The organism is Psychrobacter aquimaris, from assembly GCF_016107525.1.
GTDB lineage: Bacteria > Pseudomonadota > Gammaproteobacteria > Pseudomonadales > Moraxellaceae > Psychrobacter > Psychrobacter aquimaris.
Map to the genome: position 1 here is coordinate 1 of NZ_JABASR010000020.1, position 19,160 is coordinate 19,160.

Below are 19,160 nucleotides of genomic sequence, written 5' to 3' on the forward strand. Positions count from 1 at the left end.
ATTTAGGGTTCAGTTATAGTCTTTGAGTCTTGAAACTACTTTTGCAAGAGGTCTATTTTTGATAGATAAAAATAAACGGCTGAAATGTCAGCCGTATTACTCATAAATTCTATTAAAACGTATATCAGTGTTGGCTTATTAAAGGGACTGATTAAGATTTCTGCGCACGGTCCTGTAGTGGGTCACCTAAAAGTACGCTACCAGAGTTTTCACGGCGCTCATCATCGCTCAGCTTACTGGCAGATACTTTAGATTTTCTCTTCCACTTCAAACTATACAAGTCATCACGGCGATCAAGCAGATTATGTACCGATCCTTCGTTACGGACATGAATAAGCTTGTCTAAGTTCACATCTGAAAAGAATACCATCTCAGTGTTGGCCGTCGTTTCTGCCATAATCGCATCATGCGGGAATGCAAAATCTGACGGTGAGAAGATAGAGGACTGCGCGTACTGAATATCCAAACTCTCAACTTGTGGTAAGTTACCTACTGAACCGCAAATCATCACATAGCATTCGTTTTCAATCGCACGTGCTTGGGCGCAGTGGCGCACGCGTAGATAGCCGTTTTGCGTGTCTGTCCAAAATGGCACGAACAAGATATCCATATCATCAAGTGCCATGAGGCGGGCAAGCTCAGGGAATTCAACGTCATAACATACCAAAATACCAATACGACCGGCATCGGTATCAAACACCTTAACTTCGTCACCACCTTCAATGACCCAAGCGCTACGCTCATGCGGGGTAATATGGATTTTGCGCTGCTCTTCAACCGTACCATCGCGGCGGCACAAGTAGCTGACATTGTATAACGTATCGTCCTCATCCAAGTACGGCATAGAGCCTGTAATGACGTTAACGTTATAGCTGACTGCCAAATGCGATATCTCATTTTTGAACCATTCGGTATAACCGGCCAAAAAGCGAATAGCGACGTTTTGATCCGTCGATTCACATAATCCCATCAATGGTGCGTTAAAGAACTCTGGTAAACAAGCAAAGTCAGAGTTGTAATCAGCCATAATATCGACAAAGAACTCAACTTGCTGCAGCAGCTCTTCAGGTGACTCGACTTCACGCATTTGCCATTGGATACCACCAATACGTACCTCAGACTTACGAGTGTTTGGCTTATAGTCTTGCGGCTCGTAATAAATGTTTGCCCACTCAAGCAGAGTAGCGAAACCTTTAGATTGTTTATCATCCGGTAGATAAGCAGTCAAGATACGCTTGACGATAAAGCCATTTGAGAGTTGGAAAGACAATGCAGAATCATGAATTTCACGAGCTGCGACGGCTTCAATATATTCGCCAGGTGTGAGATCTTGATGGTTGTGATAGTTCGGGATACGACCACCAGCCAAAATAGCTCGGAAGTTTAGCTGGCGACACAGCTCTTTACGGGCGTCATATAATCGACGTCCTAGACGATAACCACGATACTCAGGATCGATCAAGGCGTCTAAGCCATAAATAGCATCGCCTTCGGGATTGTCTCTGATAATTTCTTTGTGCCCAATTAGATCATCATAGGTATGCGGGTTAGAAAACGTAGCATAATCAACACGCATAGATAACACGATACCAATCAATTGATCATGGTCAAACAACGCAATTTGACCTTCGGGGAAAGCATCAATCAAGGTATGAATCGTGTTCTTTGACCATGCACCACCCAAGTTGACATAGACACGATCCATTAGTGCTTTTAATTGCGGATAGTCTTTTTTCTTAATTTCAGCGATGGTGAGATGAAAGTCGTCTAGTTTTTCTATTTTGCTCATAATTTTCCTGTTTTAGCTCTTTATTAATTTTGGTGGTATTAAATAGCATGCGTTGCCGCAATGTAGCTGGCAAATTTTTGTGTAACAAAAGCGATAAAAATATTCCAATCATAAAATATTATCGTTACAATAATTTATCATTGTATTTACAATAAGTTATGACGATATTTTATCTTATGGCTGCTGTCAGCTTTAACATCACTGAGGTGTTTTTAAACCTCATATCATTTTAAAGTGAATATAAAAAAAGTTCATAATTTTCGTAAACAGTCGTCAGGATTAATATAAGCCAAGTGTTTAGCGCAGTTTTTAACCTGAGGGTAGCAGTTTGGTGGTCATATTAGCCTAACAATATTTTTAAACAGCGTTTCTTAGAGCGCTTCGTTTTGATCTATCTGTTTTGCTCGTTATCATAACAAGCTACTCCAGCAATGACAGTCTAACGTGGTAATTATTTGCTACGTTTTTGTGAGTCGATATCTTTTTTTTATTAGGGCATCGTTGTTTTGTTTGGCCGTATTTAAACGGTTTTTTAGGATTATTTTATTATGCCCTTAAATCACAACGATAGAGTCAGTGAGTGGGATGACATAGAAGACTCAGCGCTGGTGCAATTGGTCTATGCCAGCAGTCTGACGTTAGTCTCACGTTTAAGCGCCTCTATATTTGATGAAGTGGAATGTCATGCGCGTAATTATAACCAACAGCATGGCATCACAGGGACTCTATGTTATGGTAGTGGTCACTTTTTGCAATGTATCGAAGGTGAGAAAGCGCACGTATTTGCACTAAAGCAACGCATATTTGCAGATAAGCGTCACAAGAATACTGAGATATTGCTATTGCAGACGATAGAACATCGGTGTTTTGCTGATTGGCGTATGCGCTTGTTATTTTTAGAACGTTGGTTGTGGTCACCTGCGACCAAACAACAAGCTGCGCAGTTAACACCCTATTTTCCATTTACGCCGCATAATTGGTCGTCTGATCGTACCGAGAATTTTTTGCAAATTATTAAAACCTTTGATACACCGCCACATATTAAAGCGGCTGGTATTACCTATAATGCGCTGGGCAACATGTTTCGTCATGTCGCAGCGCCGCACCAAGCATTTTTAATCGTTCAAGGTTTTTTAAGTGTGTTATTAGTGGTAGCGCTGGTCTTGTTATATCTATGAGTTGAATGTCACAAATTCGTGAGCTTTTAGAATATCGATAGCTTTTATAATTCATGAAAAAAGACGCTAGCCCTTTGGGTTTAGCGTCTTTTTATTTAAGATAAGTGATGAGAGTGCTAATTACATATCAAAAATCTTGCCACGGTTCATAATATTATTTGGATCAAAGACTTTTTTGACTTCTCGTAAGTAATCAATCTCAGTCTCGCTGCGGCTATAATTTAGATAGGGCTTTTTAGTCATACCAACGCCATGCTCAGCAGAGACCGAACCGCCATACTTTTGCACCGTCTCAAACACGTATTTGTTGACGATTTGGCATTCAGCAAAGAAATCATCTTTGCTCATGTTCTCAGGCTTCAAGATATTAAGATGCAAATTACCATCACCGATATGACCGAACCAGCAAACCTCAAAGTCAGGGTAGTTGCTGCTAACGATCTGATCAATCTCGGTGATAAACTCAGGTACATAGCTTATCAGTACGGATACATCGTTCTTATAAGGAGTAAATACCGAGATAGTCTCAGAGATATATTCACGCAATTTCCACAGCTCTTCAGCCTGTGCGAGGCTTTGGCTCATGACACCATCGACGACCCAACCTTGTTCCATGCAATGTTCAAATATCGCCATGGCTTTATCCATGATCGGCTCGTACGGCGCTTCAAACTCTAATAGCGTATAAAACTTAGTACGCGACTCAAACGGCTCTTGCACTTGACCGTGTGCCATCAGTTTATCAATCGCCACATCATCGAAGAATTCAAATGCAGTCAAATCAATTTGCGCTTGGAAAGCAGATAACACATTCATAACATCATTAAAGCTGTCCATACCCAGCACCATGACATTTAAGTCTTGGGGCTGACGCTCAAGTTTAATTTGTGCGTGAGTGACGAGGCCAAGCGTACCTTCACTACCGATAAACAGTTGACGCAAATCATAACCCGTAGCGTTCTTGACCATACCGCGGTTGAGCTGCAAGATATCACCTTTACCAGTGACTACTGTCAGCCCCATAATCCATTGACGAGTCATGCCGTAGCGTATGACTTTGATACCGCCGGCATTGGTGCCGATATTGCCACCTATTTGACTTGAGCCAGCTGAGGCAAAGTCGACAGGGTAGTAGAGGTCTTTTGATTCTGCGAACTGTTGCAACTGCTGAGTAATGACGCCCGCTTCGACTTCAACTATTCGATCGGCCGGATAGAACTGTCCGATACGGTTCATCTTATCCATACTAACGACTATTTCACCATTAGCGGCGACTGCACCAGCTGATAGACCAGTACGACCACCACTCGGAGTTAGAACAACACTGTACTGATTGGCAAGAAGTACGATAGATTGTACTTGTTCGGTGGTCTTTGGAAAGACGATGGCGGCAGCTGCTGGTGCAAAATGCTTGGTCCAGTCTTTGCCCCAATGCTCTAGGCTTTCAGCGTCGGTTTTGATTTGGCTGGCGTCAAACTGATGGGTATCTATCAGAGTGCTCAAAATGCTTTGAACGGCAGCTGTATGGGTGTCAGAGGTGCTTTGGCTAGATAAAGAAGTCATGGTCAAATCTCGGTATAAACGTAAGCGCTATGCATAAAGGGGATTATTATATCGCTAAATTGATATAAACATAGCCACATAGGTATGTTTATATAGTATATATTCATTTAATTATAAGTGAGCAAGTGAAGCAATGATAGAAAGATGTCATGCTGCGTGTTTATATGGATATAAATGGCAAAAGACAGTTTAATAAACGTCGAACAGCGTGATTTACTATAGCATAAAAAGTTTTCAGGCTTGATAACCAATAATTCATCTAATCTGCTAACATCGCCGCCCAATTTTGTGTAAGATATCCAGACTGTTTTCGTTTCACCCACCACATAGTTAAAGCGTTTGTAAGTGGTTACGGCGTTAACCTCATTTAATGTACTTAGTGTATTGTTTGCGCTTGATGGCTTTATACCTACTTTAAACGGCTTCGACTACAGATTATCCCTCAGATAATTTTATAAGACAATTATAGGACAGTTCTCATATGGCGTTATCACTACAAAAAGACAAAATCCGGTTTTTATTGCTTGAAGGTCTACATGACAATGCTTTAAAGGTATTGGAAGGAGCTGGTTATCATAATATCGAGAATATCAGTCACGCTTTAGATCAAGATGAGCTGATCGAAAAGATTAAAGACGCTCACTTTATTGGTATCCGTTCGCGTACGCAATTGACACGTGAAGTACTTGAGCACGCGCACAAGCTAATCGGTATTGGCTGCTTTTGTATCGGTACCAACCAAGTAGACTTAGACGCCGCTCGTGATTTGGGTATTCCCGTCTTTAACGCGCCATACTCAAATACCCGTTCGGTGGCTGAGCTGGTATTGGCCGAAGCTATCATGTTATATCGCGGTATCCCTGAAAAGAACGCCACTGTACATCGCGGTGGTTGGGGCAAGTCTGCGACCAATTCACATGAAGTACGTGGTAAGACTATCGGTATCGTGGGTTATGGTTCTATCGGCTCGCAACTGTCTGTTTTGGCAGAAAGCTTTGGTATGAAAGTCATTTATCATGATGCCGTGACCAAATTACCACTGGGTAATGCGGTACAAGTAGGTAGCTTAGAAGAGCTACTATCAACGGCTGACATCGTGACTTTGCATGTGCCTGATGTACCAAGTACGCGCTATATGATGAAAGCTGAGCAGTTCGCGCATATGAAAGACGGCAGCTACTTTATCAATGCCGCTCGTGGTACTTGCGTAGAAATTGATGACTTAGCCGCTGTGCTTGAATCTGGTAAGATATTGGGCGCGGCGATTGACGTATTCCCAAAAGAGCCAAAATCTGCTGACGAAGAGTTTGAATCACCACTGCGTAAATTTGATAACGTCATCTTGACGCCGCACATTGGTGGCTCAACCCAAGAAGCACAGGCCAATATCGGACTTGAAGTTGCTGATAAATTTGTTAGATACTCTGACCAAGGTGACACCGCGACAGCCGTGAACTTTCCAGAAGTATCGATTCCGTTCAAAGAAAACTCGCATCGTCTGTTACACATCCACAAAAACGTGCCAGGCGTATTGTCTCAGATCAACCGTTTGTTTGCAGAAGCAGGGATTAACATCCTAGCACAGAGCCTAATGACAGAAGGCGATGTCGGCTATCTAGTTATGGATGTTGATTATAACGATTCAACAGCCGCGCTAGATCAGTTGAAAGACGTAGAAGAAACGATTCGCGTGCGTATTTTATTTTAAATAAGATTTATATACAAGAATCGCCATAAGCATGGCAATAGCAGACCATCATTCAGATAGTCTGCTATTTTTTTGTCTTAAATCAAGCGGTTGGAATATTCAATCACGATATTGATATTTTTATTTATGAGTAATATCAAGTATAGCTAATGTAATTTTTACATTCACTATACTTGTTGTTATATAAGTTAACATTATCTTAATTATATTGTCTGATTGATAACCTAAACTACACCAGTACATTAAAGCTATAATACTGAATATAGTTTGAATGAACAATATGATTAATTATGTTTTCGAGGTAAATCACGGTTATGTTCTGCGGACAAGCATATTTTAAAATGGGCAAATAGCTTGTTGCTTAAGAAGATAATTCATTTAACACATACAATCGATTGAATAGGATCATTCATGAAAAACAACTTACTCAAGGCAGCTGCATTTGGTAGTATATTAGCCATGACTGCAACGGCTAGTCATGCTGCTGGTGATCAAGAGAAATATCAATTATCTAGTCATATCTTAGATATTAGCACGGGCAAACCAGCACCAAACGTTAACGTAAAACTGATGATGCAAGAGAAAACCGGTAGCTGGAAATTGCTTAATACGCAAAAGACTGATAATAATGGTCGTATCGGCAATTTCCTACCGAATCAAGACGGCGTTGAGCATGACGGCACTTATAAGTTGATTTTTGAGACGACTCCTTATTTCCGAAATCAAGGTTTAGAATCTTTCTATCCGTATGTTGAAGTCAACTTCAATATCGAAGGCGATAACCATTACCATGTGCCAATCACTTTATCTCCATACGGCTATAGTACTTACCGCGGTAGCTAAGCCGTATATACGTACTAAGTAAGTCATAAGTCAGTACTAATAAAGCAAAAAGGACGCCCCAATCAAATATTTGATTGGGGCGTCCTTTTTGCTTTCATCAATTCTAAATTTATTCAGCGTTGGCTTTATTGGCTTCCTCTGCTTGACGACGTGCTTCAATCTTAGCGGCTTTGCGTTTCTCAATCACATCAATCACATCACTACCAATATGCGCTTCGCCACGTTTCTTCGCCAGCTGCATTTGATGCTCGCGCTCACGGAAACGGGCTTTTTGCTCGTCGGTCGCTTTATCAATGCAGTGTGGGCATGACTCGCCTTTGATATAAGCAAGGCTTTGCATGTCATCGACAGTAATGGGCATACGGCAGGCAAAGCACTGCTCATAGTTGCCTTTTTCTAAGTTATGATTGACCGACACACGGTTATCAAAAACGAAGCAATCGCCTTGCCACATAGAGTCGCTGGCTGGAATTTCTTCTAGATACTTTAGAATGCCGCCTTCTAAATGATACACCTCTTCAAAGCCTTGCTCACGCATATAAGCAGTAGACTTCTCACAGCGTATACCACCTGTACAGAACATCGCGACTTTTTTATGTTTGGCAGGATCCATCTCTTTTGCCACGTACTCTGGGAACTCGCGAAAGGTCTCTGTATTTGGATTGACGGCATTTTGGAACGTACCGATTTTAACTTCATAATCATTACGGGTGTCGATAAGAATGACGTCAGGGTCTGAGATTAACGCATTCCATTCGCTTGGTTTTACATAGCGTCCAACTGATTGCAATGGGTCGATATTTTCAACGCCCATGGTGACGATTTCTTTTTTGAGCTTCACTTTGGTACGATAAAAAGGTTGGGCATCGGTATAAGATTCTTTAAAGGTAAAGCTGCCAATCGCTTCGATACTGCGCAGATACTCAAGGACGTTATCGATACCTTGGCGTGTGCCAGAAATCGTACCATTAATGCCTTCATTGGCAATCAATAATGTGCCTTTGACATCATTATCGAGCATGTTATTTAAAATTGGCTCGCGGTATTGCTCAAAGTCAGCAAAACGCGTGAACTTATATAGAGCGGCAACGACAATATTATTAGTGACGCTATCGTAGGCAGGGGCTGATTTGTTGTCGGTGACAGTGCTGTTTTGAATATTGCTATCTATATTATGGTCTTGAAGGGTACTCATGTTTTTCTCCTGCTGGCTAGGTCGCAAACCTAGTGCATTGGGTTAGGGTATTTTATGACATTAATTGATAACACTAGCGCGATTGTGGAATTGGCTAATGCGCGCGTAGTGTAGCAAATTTTAGGGAAGTTTTGGAGGTTTTATCGTTCTTAAGACAGATATAGTGGATGATAATAATAAAAATAGTCAACAAAAAAGCCCAGTATTCAACTGAGCTTGTTTTATATTCACTGCGTAAAGTAAGATTAGATATTATTTACTTTGGAACCAAGTATCGGCTTTGCTACGAGCACTAGCGATGTCTGAGCTTGATAAGTTCAATGCCAATTGTCCGATTTTACCGCGTGCTTTATTACGTACTTTTTCATCTAGCATGCCATCACGGGCAGCCAAATCGTACCATTTATAAGCATCGACTAGATTTTTTTGCTTTTCATCTAACAAAGCAAGTGTATAGCTTGCACGGTTATCGCCGCGCATTGCCGCTTTTTCTAGCCAAACACGGGCTTGTTGCAGGTTAGGTTGGACACCTTCACCACGTAGATACATGATGGCAAGGTTCAACTGAGCAGGGGCAACGCCTTGCTGAGCCGCTTTGGTATACCACTGGATAGCTTGTTTAGTATTCTGTGCAACGCCTTCGCCTTTCTGTAAGCGCTTGGCTAAATAAAACTGAGCATGATCGTTACCTTGGGCAGCACGGTTAGACAATTCACTGACGGGCATTAGCTCAAAACGCGAAGTATCAAGTGGCACGTTTGATATTAACTCAGCGTTTGCTAGACCTGCACAAGAAAATAAGGCAGTAAACAACGCAGCTTTTAATAATTTCATAGCAGCTCCAAAATTAGGCAGTTAATAAGCAAAAAAAGTTGCACCGCTAAAACGGTTTAGACGGCGATAACAATTAGGTGAAATCTTGCGATACCAACTTACCTAATCATTAGCAATATAATTAATCGATGTAGTGTGGCAAATTCCTTTAATCGAACCGATAAACGGTCAGAATCAGGGTGCGATTGACACTATTTTGCTAGCTTAACACCCAAACTTACGAAACTCAAATACTAATTACATGGTTTAATGCTTATTCATACTGCATTGTCCTCAATAAAATCATAGAGTTACTTAAGCGTAAGAATAAATCAACCTATCATTAAGGTTAAAATTTGTATTTATGAACCGTGCTACTTCTTTCCATCAATACTAAGTAGACAAAAATATTATTCAGGTTTTTGTTTGGTGACACGATAGATAGCGACGTCTGCCAATAGGTTGGGTGCTTGGCGTATCAATGCTTTCATAAGTGGTGTATGACCTTTTTCAGAATCGCTGACGGCAAAACGGTTGACGATATGAATATCATGCTGTGCACAAAGCTGCTCAAAATCTTTAAAAGTACATAGATGAATATTGGGAGTGTTATACCACTCATAAGGCAATGCTTCTGAGACAGGCATCATTCCTTTAAGCCCTAAATGAATGCGGTTTTGCCAATGGGCAAAATTGGGGAAGGTGATGACGGCTTCGCGGGCAACACGTAGCATGTCAAGCAAGAGCACATCAGGCGATTTTACCGCTTGCAGTGCCCGTGCCATGACTACAGTATCGAAACTGTTATCAGCGAAGCGTGCCAGACCATCATTCAGATCTTGCTCGATGATAGATAAGCCTTTGGCGATACCATCGTTGATTTTTTCTTCGTCAATTTCAAGCCCGTAGCCAGTTACGCCACGATTTTGTTGTAAATGCGCGAGTAGCTCACCATTACCGCAGCCCAAGTCCAGTACATGTGAGTGCGGCGCAATCCAGCGCTCAGCCAATTGATGATCCATTCTCATGAGCGCGCTCCTGCTTTTTGCTGGCTGTTTTGATTTGTGCTTTTTGCTGACTGTCTTGATTTGCTGTCGGTGATAAATGGCGCAGTCAAAAATCCTCGGACGGCACCCATATAACGGGGAATATCAAATAAGAAAGAATCATGACCATGCGGCGCATCGACATTGATATAGTTGACGGGTTTGCCAGTGGCCATCAGTGCATCGACAATTTCTTGTGAGCGCTCGGGTGCAAAACGCCAATCCGTGGTAAATGAGACCACCAAGTATTGGCATTGCGTATGGGCAAAGGCCGCTTTGAGCGCAGACAGCTCTTGTTGGCGATTCTGCTCACTCTCATCTATCGTTGCCACCGTATCTTCTAACGCATGTTGCATATTTTTTTTACTAGATTCGACTGATGTGGCAATCGAGTCCTTAAGCTGTGCTGCTGATTCTATAGCGTTTGTTGCCACGGCTGATGGATAATCACGTGTTGGATCAAAATAATCTAAGGCTTTGGTCATGAGCAAATAAGTATTGGCATCGAAATTTTCGCTAAAGCGCTCGCCTTGATAGCGTAGATAGCTTTCCACTTGGAACTCAACATCGTAGCCATACATAAATTTGCCAGATTTTAAATCACGACCAAACTTTGCCTTCATCGCGTCATCGGTCAAGTAGGTAATATGCCCAACCATCCTAGCCAATATTAGCCCGCGACGAGGGTAGGTGCCTGCTTGTAAATAACGTCCCTCTTTAAAATCAGGGTCAGATAAAATGGACTGGCGTGCCACTTCATTAAAAGCGATATTCTGTGCTGAGAGCTTTGGCGTGCTGGCGATGACCACACAGCGTTTTAACCGATTTGGATAATCAACTGACCATTGCAGCGCCTGCATACCACCCATGGATCCACCAACAATGGCATGCCAAACGTCAATACCGAGACGGTCTGAGAGCATGGCTTGGGTTTTTACCCAGTCTTTAATAGTGACGAGCGGAAAGTCAGGTCCATAAACTTGTGGTTCGCTGCTTTGATTACTTTTGTTTAAATTATTTTTGTCTAAATGGTTCTGGTCTGAATCGATGCTGTCAGGATTAATGGTCGTTGGACCGGTAGAGCCGAAACAGCTGCCGATGTTATTGACACATACGACATAAAACCGATTGGTATCGATGGCTTTATTAGGGCCAATCATATTGTCCCACCAGCCAGCCTTTTTATCATCAGCACTATGAAAACCTGCCGCGTGATGACTGCCGGATAGGGCGTGGCAAATGAGCACCGCGTTTGATTTGTCGCTATTTAGCGTGCCATAAGTTTCGATGATTAAATCAAACGATGGCAAAGTACGATTACATTCTAACGTCAACGGCTCAGCGAAATGAAAAATCTGAGGCGTGACAATTCCAACTGAACTGACTGAGTCCATGGGATTAACTAGGCTAGCCGAATGAAGCGTATCTGTCGGGGACTGGTCACTGGTATTATTAGGGCGTGCGTTCAAAGCTACCTCGCAAGACAACAATCATCAATAAAATAAAAAGGGCAAACTGTCGATAGGCAGTGTTGCCAATACTGCTTTGCCGACACTGTTTTCTAAATGCTTTTCTTACAATATGCTTGCCTATTGTATGGTGATGCGCGTAGGAGTACAACCGTCGAGCCAGTCTTTTGAGCATAGTCTTTTAAGCGCAGTTTTGAGGGACAATGAGTGGTAGACAGAGAAGGGTTGGGGTCAATTAATAATTGACGAATATTAATAAATAGCAACTAAGTATCAAATTGTATAAGTGTGCTTTTACCCTGCGTTATTAATGGATAAAATGCTACACTAATAAAGCATTTATTCAATCATGACTTAATAATCTTTTATCGCATATTCTTCTTTAATTAACCTAATAATAAAATAGTGCTGCTATGAAACCTGAACTGCCTCCCCGTATTGCCGTCCTATTAGTGAACTTAGGTACGCCAGATGAGCCAACAGCGCCTGCCGTACGTCGTTACTTAAAACAGTTTTTGTCTGATCCCCGTGTCATCGAGATTCCTAAGTTTTTGTGGGCGATTATTCTCAATTTATTTGTATTGCCAAGCCGTCCTAAACGTGTGGCAAAAGCTTATGCCAGTATTTGGGAAGGCGACTCACCGATTCGTAAGATACTAAAAAGCCAAGTGGAGCTATTAGAACCACGGCTTGCAAATAGTGCCGCGCCATTTCGGGTTTCTGTCCATCCGGCGATGAGCTATGGCAATCCTGGTCTGCCTGATGTGATGGATACTTTGCGCGGTGAAGGCGTTGATCACTTTGTTATCTTGCCATTATTTCCGCAATATTCGGCTTCCTCTGGTGGCGCTGTTTATGATGCGCTGACGAAGTGGACGCTCAAGCAGCGCAATTTGCCGAACTATACCATCGTCAAAGATTACTTTGCGCATCCGCTGTACATCCAAGCATTGGCCGATTCGATTCGCCGTTTTCAAGCAGAGCATGGCAAGCCTGACAAGTTGATGTTTAGCTTCCACGGTATCCCGCAGCCTTATGCTGATAAAGGCGATCCGTATCCTAAGCGTTGTAAATGTACCGCTGCACAAGTGGCTCATGCGCTTGGTCTAAAGGATGATGAATGGATTATCAGTTTTCAATCACGCTTTGGTAAGCAAGAATGGGTCAAGCCCTATACCGATGTGGTACTAGAAGATTGGGGCAAGTCAGGTGTGCGCTCGGTACAAGTCATTAGTCCGGCTTTTTCTGCTGATTGTCTGGAAACGCTAGAAGAGCTTGCCATTGAGAACCGTGAAAACTTTCTCCACGCGGGTGGACAAGAATATCACTATATTCCTGCATTGAACTTGGATGAGGCGCACATTGATTTGCTTGAAGCGCTTAGTGCACCATTGGTCAAAGGCTGGGCGGGAACGCTAGATGGTTGGGCTTAATTGACTGTATTTGTAAATCATAAAAAATACCGGACATCATGTTCGGTATTTTTTTGGCTAAATGATTTTAATGAATTTGATTAAAATAGAATAAAGTTGGGATTTTTTGTGACTGATATGTGAAAATACGCCAAACAAAATTTTGTTTTATTACCATTGTTAATTTTACGTTTGCTTAACTTTATTTTTGAGGATAAACATGTCCAGCTTTAACGATTCACAACCCTCTGTGTCTCTACAAAAACCTAACGGCCAACCACCGAAATTACCGCCAACGGACGAGTATGGCGGCCTACTACCGCAGTTATTGGCAGAACCTCGAATGTGCCAAGCAGGATGGGGTATAAGTTGGATTACCAAAGCATTTGCAATATTTAAAGATCAATTCTTATTATGGTTAGCTATAGGTGTTGCTTATTTAGTCATTGCTATGATTGGCAGTAGCGTACCCGTGATAAATTTCATTTTCCCTTTTCTTTCCTTTGTTTTTGTTGGTGGAGTAATAAAAGGCTGCGCCGATCAAGCTGTAGGCAACGAGCTGAGATTTGATCATCTTTTTTCAGCCTTTTATACGCATCTCAAGCCATTAATTATTTTATTCGTATTGTATTTAGTGGCTATTGTTGTTGCAATGATACCTATGCTGATTATATTTGGCGGTATGGCTTTGTCTTTAGGTCAGGAGTCAAGTGACGTTGCTATTGTAGGTATAGTATTGGGTTCTTTACTACTTTTTATACTATTATTTCCTGTACTTATGGCTATCTGGTTTGCACCTGCTTTAATTGTGCTTCACAACATTGAGCCCGTTCAGGCAATGAAAATGAGTTTTAAAGGGTGTTTAAAAAACATTTTACCATTTTTAGTTTTTTGGTTGATTGCTCCTATAATAATGATATTGATGGTAGTTTTTACACTAGGACTAGGTCTTCTAGTACTGTTTCCAATAGGTATGATTACCTACTACACTAGTTACCGAGACGTTTGGACAGATCAGCCATTGTCAGCGGTATAGTTGGTTGCTTAACAGACCCTAGTATCAGAAGTACTGTAAGCACAATAAAAAAGCACGCCCGTTATATCGAGCGTGCTTTTTTATTGTGTGAGAGCTTGGTTAAAAGTCATCATCGTTACTACGTTCCGCCGCGTCTCTATCAGCGATATCGACAATGTCAGGATAGTCGCTGTCATCCAAATTGTCGTCCACTAATACTTCGTCGATCCGTGATTCGTCTATATTTTGGCGATGCATGGGGGTTAGTCCTTGAATCACATCACTTCCAGCTTGCGAGTTGTCAAATCCTGCGCTATTGTCAATTACATCATCATTATCAATGGTATGTAACATAGGATCGTCTAAATCAATTTCTTGGCTGTTATCATTGATGTCCGTATCGTCTTGAATATGATCCATTGCATCTGGTAATGGGCTTTTTGAATTGTCCATCATGGTTTCCTTATTATTAATGGTTATTATCGATTTTATTTATGAAGGTTTATTTATCAAAGTCAGTGTGACGCGTTATGATGCCCACCGATAGTAGTAAGGTGTCACAGGATGTTCAAAAAATGTAAGACAGTCAGTAAAATGAATGCGCTTCCCAATAAAATAAGACAATTTTATAAAATAAGAAGGTTCTACATGTCATCTCTCAATAAATTACTACTGACCGCCACGTTGATAAGCAGCGCGATAGGTCTGGCCGCTTGTGAACGTTTAACGTTTGCCAATAGTGATGTGGGACTTGATGATGTGGTAGCAAAGCCGCCGCTTGTGATTGATGCCAAACTGCCAAAAGCCACGACAACCATAGATTGCGAACAATTAACGCCGAAGCAAATAGTTAAGGTAAAAGGTCATAGTGTACTTAGTGCAAGCTGTGATTTGACAGCCAAGTCGATACGCTTTGAGTTGAATGATTCGCACAGCTCACTCGACTGTCAGGGCGCTTTGCTCAGTACCCGTACTGATGATGAGTCAACGGCCAGCGCAATTATGATTAAACCCAAGACAGATAGCGCTATCAAAGATATCGTGGTTGCCAACTGTCATGTGGATGGCTACGGTCATGCGCTACATATTCGCCAATATAGCCAGCCCAATCAGCGCTACGCGCGCGGCTTGATAGAACCTGCTGCCAATCGTGCTCTTGCACCAAGCGATATTCGCGTGATTAATGTGAGTAGCCAAAACAGTATCAATAGTGGCATGTTCGTCGGTGATCATGTGCATGGCGTGAGCTTTGATAAAGTACGTATTCAAAACGCAGGCACTGTTGGGCTATATTTAGAATTTGGCAGTCGTGATAATGTGATTAAAAATTCAGTGTTTATCGGTAACGGATTCCGTACCTTTAAGCCCAATCGTGAGGCCATTGCTGTGGATTCGTCGAGCAATAATCGTATCGAGAATAATCAATTTATCCATAATGGTGCAGGCAGTATATTGCTGTATCGCAATTGCTTTGAGCATGCCGATGATCAGGCGCGAGGCAATCACTTTAAGCGTACCGAGTCGAGCCGAGACAATATAATTCGTGGCAATATTTTTAACGACGAGCCAGTCGGGGTTTGGGTCGCATCAAGACAGTCGCGCAATCTCAAAGGTTTTGAATGCGGTGCTTATTTGCTTAAAAAGACAGCATTTGCTAGCTATCATTTAGACAGCGCTAAGGACAATAAAATCATCGATAATCGCTTTGAGCAAGTCGAGCAGGGCATTATCGTGGAGGATGATGGCACGCTAATAGCTGGCAATAAGTTTGCAGCGAACGTGCGTTTACCTATTTATGTCGGTTCTGAAATTCGGGAAGACAGCGCAGCAGGAGCGATAAAAGGGACGGTTATTCAAAACAATGTTTTCATTGATAAGACCGCTGAGCAAGCCATAAAAATTCGTGAGGCAAGCAAAACGGCCACTCATATTGAGCAGCCGTAAATGTGGTTTTATATGAAATAAGCATTGACGGTCAATAACAGTATAACGAATAGGCGATATTTTTATTAAGCACCAACTCTGGTGTTGATCCAGCGGATAAGCGGATCAGGCGTCACTTGTGACAGTGTCTGAAAGAGTTTCGCTGGTGTGCCCACAGAGTAATGCGTACTTTTGAGTTTACGATTGGGGCTGGTCGTCAGTTTACACAATGTTTTGGCCACATCGTTGACGGTTAGATGGATGCCCAAGCGATCCATGCTGGTCACTTCGATATGGGCAGTCATGTCAGATTTGACCCACAGCGGCATCACATCGATAACCTTGATACCCAATTTTTCGTACTCAATATTAAGGCCTTCTGTGAGGCCACGCACAAAAAACTTGCTGGCAGCATAAGTTGCGACTTCGGGTTGACCATAAATAGCAGAAGCGGAGGACACATTGATAATTTTGCCGTCTTTGCTATCCGCCAGATAAGGCGCCAGTTTATGACAGCCAATCAAAACGCCTTTACAATTGACGTCAATTAAAGCCAATTGCTCATCTAGGTTGGTCGTTGGCAATGCGCCACTGACCAGCACCCCAGCATTATTGATGAGTGCATCAATACCACCGAAATGTTCAACCATTTGATTGATAGCATTGTCCCATGAGTCAGGCTGAGTGACATCCAGCTGACCTGTGATAATACGCTGTTGTTTGGCGGCTTTTTTGAAAGATTTGTCTTTAATGGCGCTTTCAAGGGTCGCGGTATTGGTCGCAAACAACCCAATATGATGGCCTTTTTCCGCCAGCTTTTTCGCTGTTGCCAAACCGATACCACGTGATGCGCCTGTAATCAATATATTCATAATAAGTGACTTAATCGTTATTAATCATGAGTAAATCGAGGTCGTATATTAGAGTGCTTATCCCTCGGGCTTATTATTAGTATAACAAATTCGTCTAAATGTATTTTGCTAGAGAGTATGACTATTGATATAGAGCGCAGGGTGAGTAATATAGTAAGTACAAGTATTAATCACTATCAGCAAAGACATTTTGCATTAACGTGAAGCTGTTTGATAATGCAGCTCGCTTGCCCTTTTTGATTGACAGTCGTAATCGTTTAAGTTCAAGCGCCACAAATAAATCAAGGCAATGCCATAAACAGCAGTTTCTGACAGCTCTTCTATGATAACACCCAAAGCTTCGGGAATCATAATGGCGTTTTCACCCATATATTCTAATAATACTAAGGCGACGACAGTGAGATACAAAGACACGGGCACCTTTTTTAATATTGCCCAAAGGTAGCGCCATGCATAAGCCAATAAGCCAATGATAAGCAAATAAACGATGGTCAGGACGACGTCTTCCCACCAGTCATAAGAATGGCTGAGCAACATAAAGTCAGTGGGAACCAATAAGTCTGGTAGATAATTTAACTCACGGCGTATCACGGCAAAGAATACCAGCACCGCTGCTAGCCAAAAAGCTCGAACCTGTTTAAAAGTATTTATGGCAGAACTCTGTAGTAAATACTGTAAGCAACGTAGCAGACAGGCGAATAAAATAATGATACCGGGGGCTTCGATGATGCCATCTGAATTCAAAATAAAAACCTCCTGGTTTTTGAAAATAAAAAAAGTGAGCACAAAGGCTCACTGTAGACCGAAAATTATCTAATTACATACAACGCAATAAGCAGCTATTATAACGCCAACGTCAGCGCTATAACGTTATTTAATATAACTAATGAGTCATATGTCATTATTAATAACAGCAAACAAATGCTCTTTATTACAAACATTTCTATCGGCTATTTATACCCATGATGGCATAGCTAGTTCAATAGGTGGCCGCATTAAAATAAGGCTTCCATCCGTAATAATGCTGACGGGTAATGGTCCTTATTTTCTGTTTTATCATTGTAATAGTTTAGTTCTGTTTGTACATAAAGCCACTCTCGCCAAACGGGTTGGCGGTAGCTCATAGCAGGGCCATAGCTGTTTAATGTTGATTTATCATGGTCAAAGTAACCGCCCGTAGAGATACCATAAGCCAGCTGTTTTTCGTTGCCAAAATAGTGTACTTGTCTGAGATCGTTACTCCAGTCTGTGCGTTCTTCATCGTCTTGATTGCGATAACGAATGGCGGTGCGATTATTGATGAACCGGTCAGCATTTGTACCATATTGCAGATTTAGTCCGCCTTTTGCATAGTGCTCACTATCGAGTCCATAACGATAGTAACTATCACTAGTGACAGTCCATTTTTTGCTCTCATACCAGTCTTTATCGACGCTCACTTTTAAGTATAGGTCATCGAGCGAGCGAACTCCGACATCGACATCTGTCTTCACCCCTAACTGCTGCTCAACCTCATGACTAAAACGTGACCAACGAAGGGCGATAGAACCATTGTCTTCTCGCGTTTTTCTCCTGTTGACGAGTCCGTTTTGGTTACTGGTGCTTGCTTGGTAAGTATCACCCGTCACATTTTTTTTTAAGAAAGTATCCTCATCCAAATCCTCATCACCGATAATCAGGCTCAATCTTTTCTCTAAGACTGGCAATCGTAAGCGGCCACGAATTCTAGGCTCAACGCTCACCTCGCTGCCTGATTGTGGATCGTTGACCCAGCGGGTATCTAATACAACTCGTAAACTGGCTTTGGCAGGTTTTTGGGGATCCGGTTCACCGAACCAACTGTCCATTTTGTGTGCCCATTCATGCAGTTGATCTTGGACGTCTTCACGGCGTTCATCCGTCCAGTTTTGTGCTTCTTGTACTGATTGAGCAGGCTGTTCGGCAGATGTTTCGGTAGGTTGATAGCCAAATTGATTGAGGCTTTCATCACGATTAATACTGAGGTTTTTATCACGATGAGAGTTAGCATCATGAGATAACGAAGCCGTGTTAGATTTTAGCGGTTCGACTTTCGGCTCTGTGGTGGACGTAGTATCCGCCCATGCTTGCGTGCATAAACTTAAGCTGGCAAGTGTGGAAAGGGTAATGGTGTTGAGAATGGCTAGTTTAATCATGGAGAGCTTCAATTACTTTGGGTAGCTAAAAAGGATAAACAAAAGTATTATGCCATAGGTCGTTAATTACAAGAAGGTCGTGATTTGAGATGCTTTAAATCTGCTAATAAGAAAAAGGCTAGGCACTTTGCCTAGCCTTTTTCAATTTCATTTATTTATA

At 42.0% G+C, this 19,160-nt stretch carries 16 protein-coding genes; 6 read left to right on the plus strand and 10 right to left on the minus strand.

From position 1 onward, the window contains the following. Positions 1 to 151: 151 nt before the first annotated feature. Positions 152 to 1,789, minus strand: coding sequence for a carbon-nitrogen hydrolase family protein (locus JFC10_RS14085; RefSeq protein WP_198333386.1), 1,638 nt, complete (start codon positions 1,787 to 1,789; stop codon positions 152 to 154). Between the two features lie 548 nt (positions 1,790 to 2,337). Here JFC10_RS14085 and JFC10_RS14090 point away from each other — a divergent pair. Continuing rightward, positions 2,338 to 2,967 (plus strand): BLUF domain-containing protein, encoded by a 630-nt coding sequence (locus tag JFC10_RS14090; protein WP_198333387.1) that lies wholly within the window; start codon positions 2,338 to 2,340, stop codon positions 2,965 to 2,967. Positions 2,968 to 3,087: 120 nt separating this feature from the next. On the opposite strand, the gene JFC10_RS14095 is transcribed toward JFC10_RS14090, so the two are convergent. After that, positions 3,088 to 4,530 (minus strand): FAD-binding oxidoreductase, encoded by a 1,443-nt coding sequence (locus tag JFC10_RS14095; protein ID WP_198333388.1) that lies wholly within the window; start codon positions 4,528 to 4,530, stop codon positions 3,088 to 3,090. A gap of 481 nt (positions 4,531 to 5,011) precedes the next feature. Here JFC10_RS14095 and serA point away from each other — a divergent pair, with 481 nt between their 5' ends. Together serA and uraH are read left to right on the plus strand one after the other, a co-directional pair. Next, complete coding sequence (serA, locus tag JFC10_RS14100) at positions 5,012 to 6,238, plus strand: phosphoglycerate dehydrogenase (protein WP_198333389.1); 1,227 nt, start codon at positions 5,012 to 5,014, stop codon at positions 6,236 to 6,238. 411 nt (positions 6,239 to 6,649) lie between these two features. Beyond that, a complete protein-coding gene (gene uraH / locus JFC10_RS14105) occupies positions 6,650 to 7,081 on the plus strand; it encodes a hydroxyisourate hydrolase (RefSeq protein ID WP_198333390.1) in 432 nt (143 codons plus the stop codon). A gap of 109 nt (positions 7,082 to 7,190) precedes the next feature. Here the strand turns inward: uraH and trhO are convergent, their stop codons facing one another. The 4 genes from trhO to metX form a co-directional block, all read right to left on the minus strand. Then, on the minus strand, positions 7,191 to 8,276 hold the full coding sequence (gene trhO, locus JFC10_RS14110) for an oxygen-dependent tRNA uridine(34) hydroxylase TrhO (protein ID WP_198333391.1): 1,086 nt from the start codon (positions 8,274 to 8,276) through the stop codon (positions 7,191 to 7,193). A 252-nt stretch (positions 8,277 to 8,528) separates the two neighbouring features. Beyond that, a complete protein-coding gene (locus tag JFC10_RS14115; protein WP_193013197.1) occupies positions 8,529 to 9,110 on the minus strand; it encodes a tetratricopeptide repeat protein in 582 nt (193 codons plus the stop codon). Between the two features lie 389 nt (positions 9,111 to 9,499). Then, positions 9,500 to 10,117 carry a methionine biosynthesis protein MetW gene (metW, locus tag JFC10_RS14120; protein WP_045443684.1) on the minus strand — a complete coding sequence of 206 codons (618 nt, stop codon included), beginning with the start codon at positions 10,115 to 10,117 and terminating at the stop codon, positions 9,500 to 9,502. Beyond that, positions 10,114 to 11,529 (minus strand): homoserine O-acetyltransferase MetX, encoded by a 1,416-nt coding sequence (metX, locus tag JFC10_RS14125; protein ID WP_198333392.1) that lies wholly within the window; start codon positions 11,527 to 11,529, stop codon positions 10,114 to 10,116. The genes metW and metX overlap by 4 nt, the downstream gene beginning before the upstream one ends. 488 nt (positions 11,530 to 12,017) lie before the next feature. On the opposite strand from metX, the gene hemH reads away from it, so the two are divergent. Continuing rightward, positions 12,018 to 13,037, plus strand: coding sequence for a ferrochelatase (gene hemH, locus JFC10_RS14130; protein ID WP_060490449.1), 1,020 nt, complete (start codon positions 12,018 to 12,020; stop codon positions 13,035 to 13,037). A 199-nt stretch (positions 13,038 to 13,236) separates the two neighbouring features. Continuing rightward, entirely contained in the window at positions 13,237 to 14,052 is an 816-nt protein-coding gene (locus tag JFC10_RS14135) for a BPSS1780 family membrane protein (RefSeq protein ID WP_198333393.1), read from the plus strand. A gap of 99 nt (positions 14,053 to 14,151) precedes the next feature. Here JFC10_RS14135 and JFC10_RS14140 read toward each other — a convergent pair whose 3' ends face one another. After that, on the minus strand, positions 14,152 to 14,487 hold the full coding sequence (locus JFC10_RS14140) for a hypothetical protein (protein WP_227685792.1): 336 nt from the start codon (positions 14,485 to 14,487) through the stop codon (positions 14,152 to 14,154). A 192-nt stretch (positions 14,488 to 14,679) separates the two neighbouring features. Here JFC10_RS14140 and JFC10_RS14145 point away from each other — a divergent pair, with 192 nt between their 5' ends. Beyond that, a complete protein-coding gene (locus JFC10_RS14145; RefSeq protein ID WP_198333394.1) occupies positions 14,680 to 15,975 on the plus strand; it encodes a right-handed parallel beta-helix repeat-containing protein in 1,296 nt (431 codons plus the stop codon). Between the two features lie 65 nt (positions 15,976 to 16,040). Here JFC10_RS14145 and JFC10_RS14150 read toward each other — a convergent pair whose 3' ends face one another. From JFC10_RS14150 to JFC10_RS14160, 3 genes are all read right to left on the minus strand, one after another. Further along, positions 16,041 to 16,826 carry an SDR family NAD(P)-dependent oxidoreductase gene (locus JFC10_RS14150; RefSeq protein WP_198333395.1) on the minus strand — a complete coding sequence of 262 codons (786 nt, stop codon included), beginning with the start codon at positions 16,824 to 16,826 and terminating at the stop codon, positions 16,041 to 16,043. A gap of 195 nt (positions 16,827 to 17,021) precedes the next feature. Further along, positions 17,022 to 17,570 carry a hypothetical protein gene (locus JFC10_RS14155; protein ID WP_227685793.1) on the minus strand — a complete coding sequence of 183 codons (549 nt, stop codon included), beginning with the start codon at positions 17,568 to 17,570 and terminating at the stop codon, positions 17,022 to 17,024. A gap of 251 nt (positions 17,571 to 17,821) precedes the next feature. Then, positions 17,822 to 19,000 (minus strand): hypothetical protein, encoded by a 1,179-nt coding sequence (locus JFC10_RS14160; RefSeq protein WP_198333397.1) that lies wholly within the window; start codon positions 18,998 to 19,000, stop codon positions 17,822 to 17,824. Positions 19,001 to 19,160: the final 160 nt, after the last annotated feature.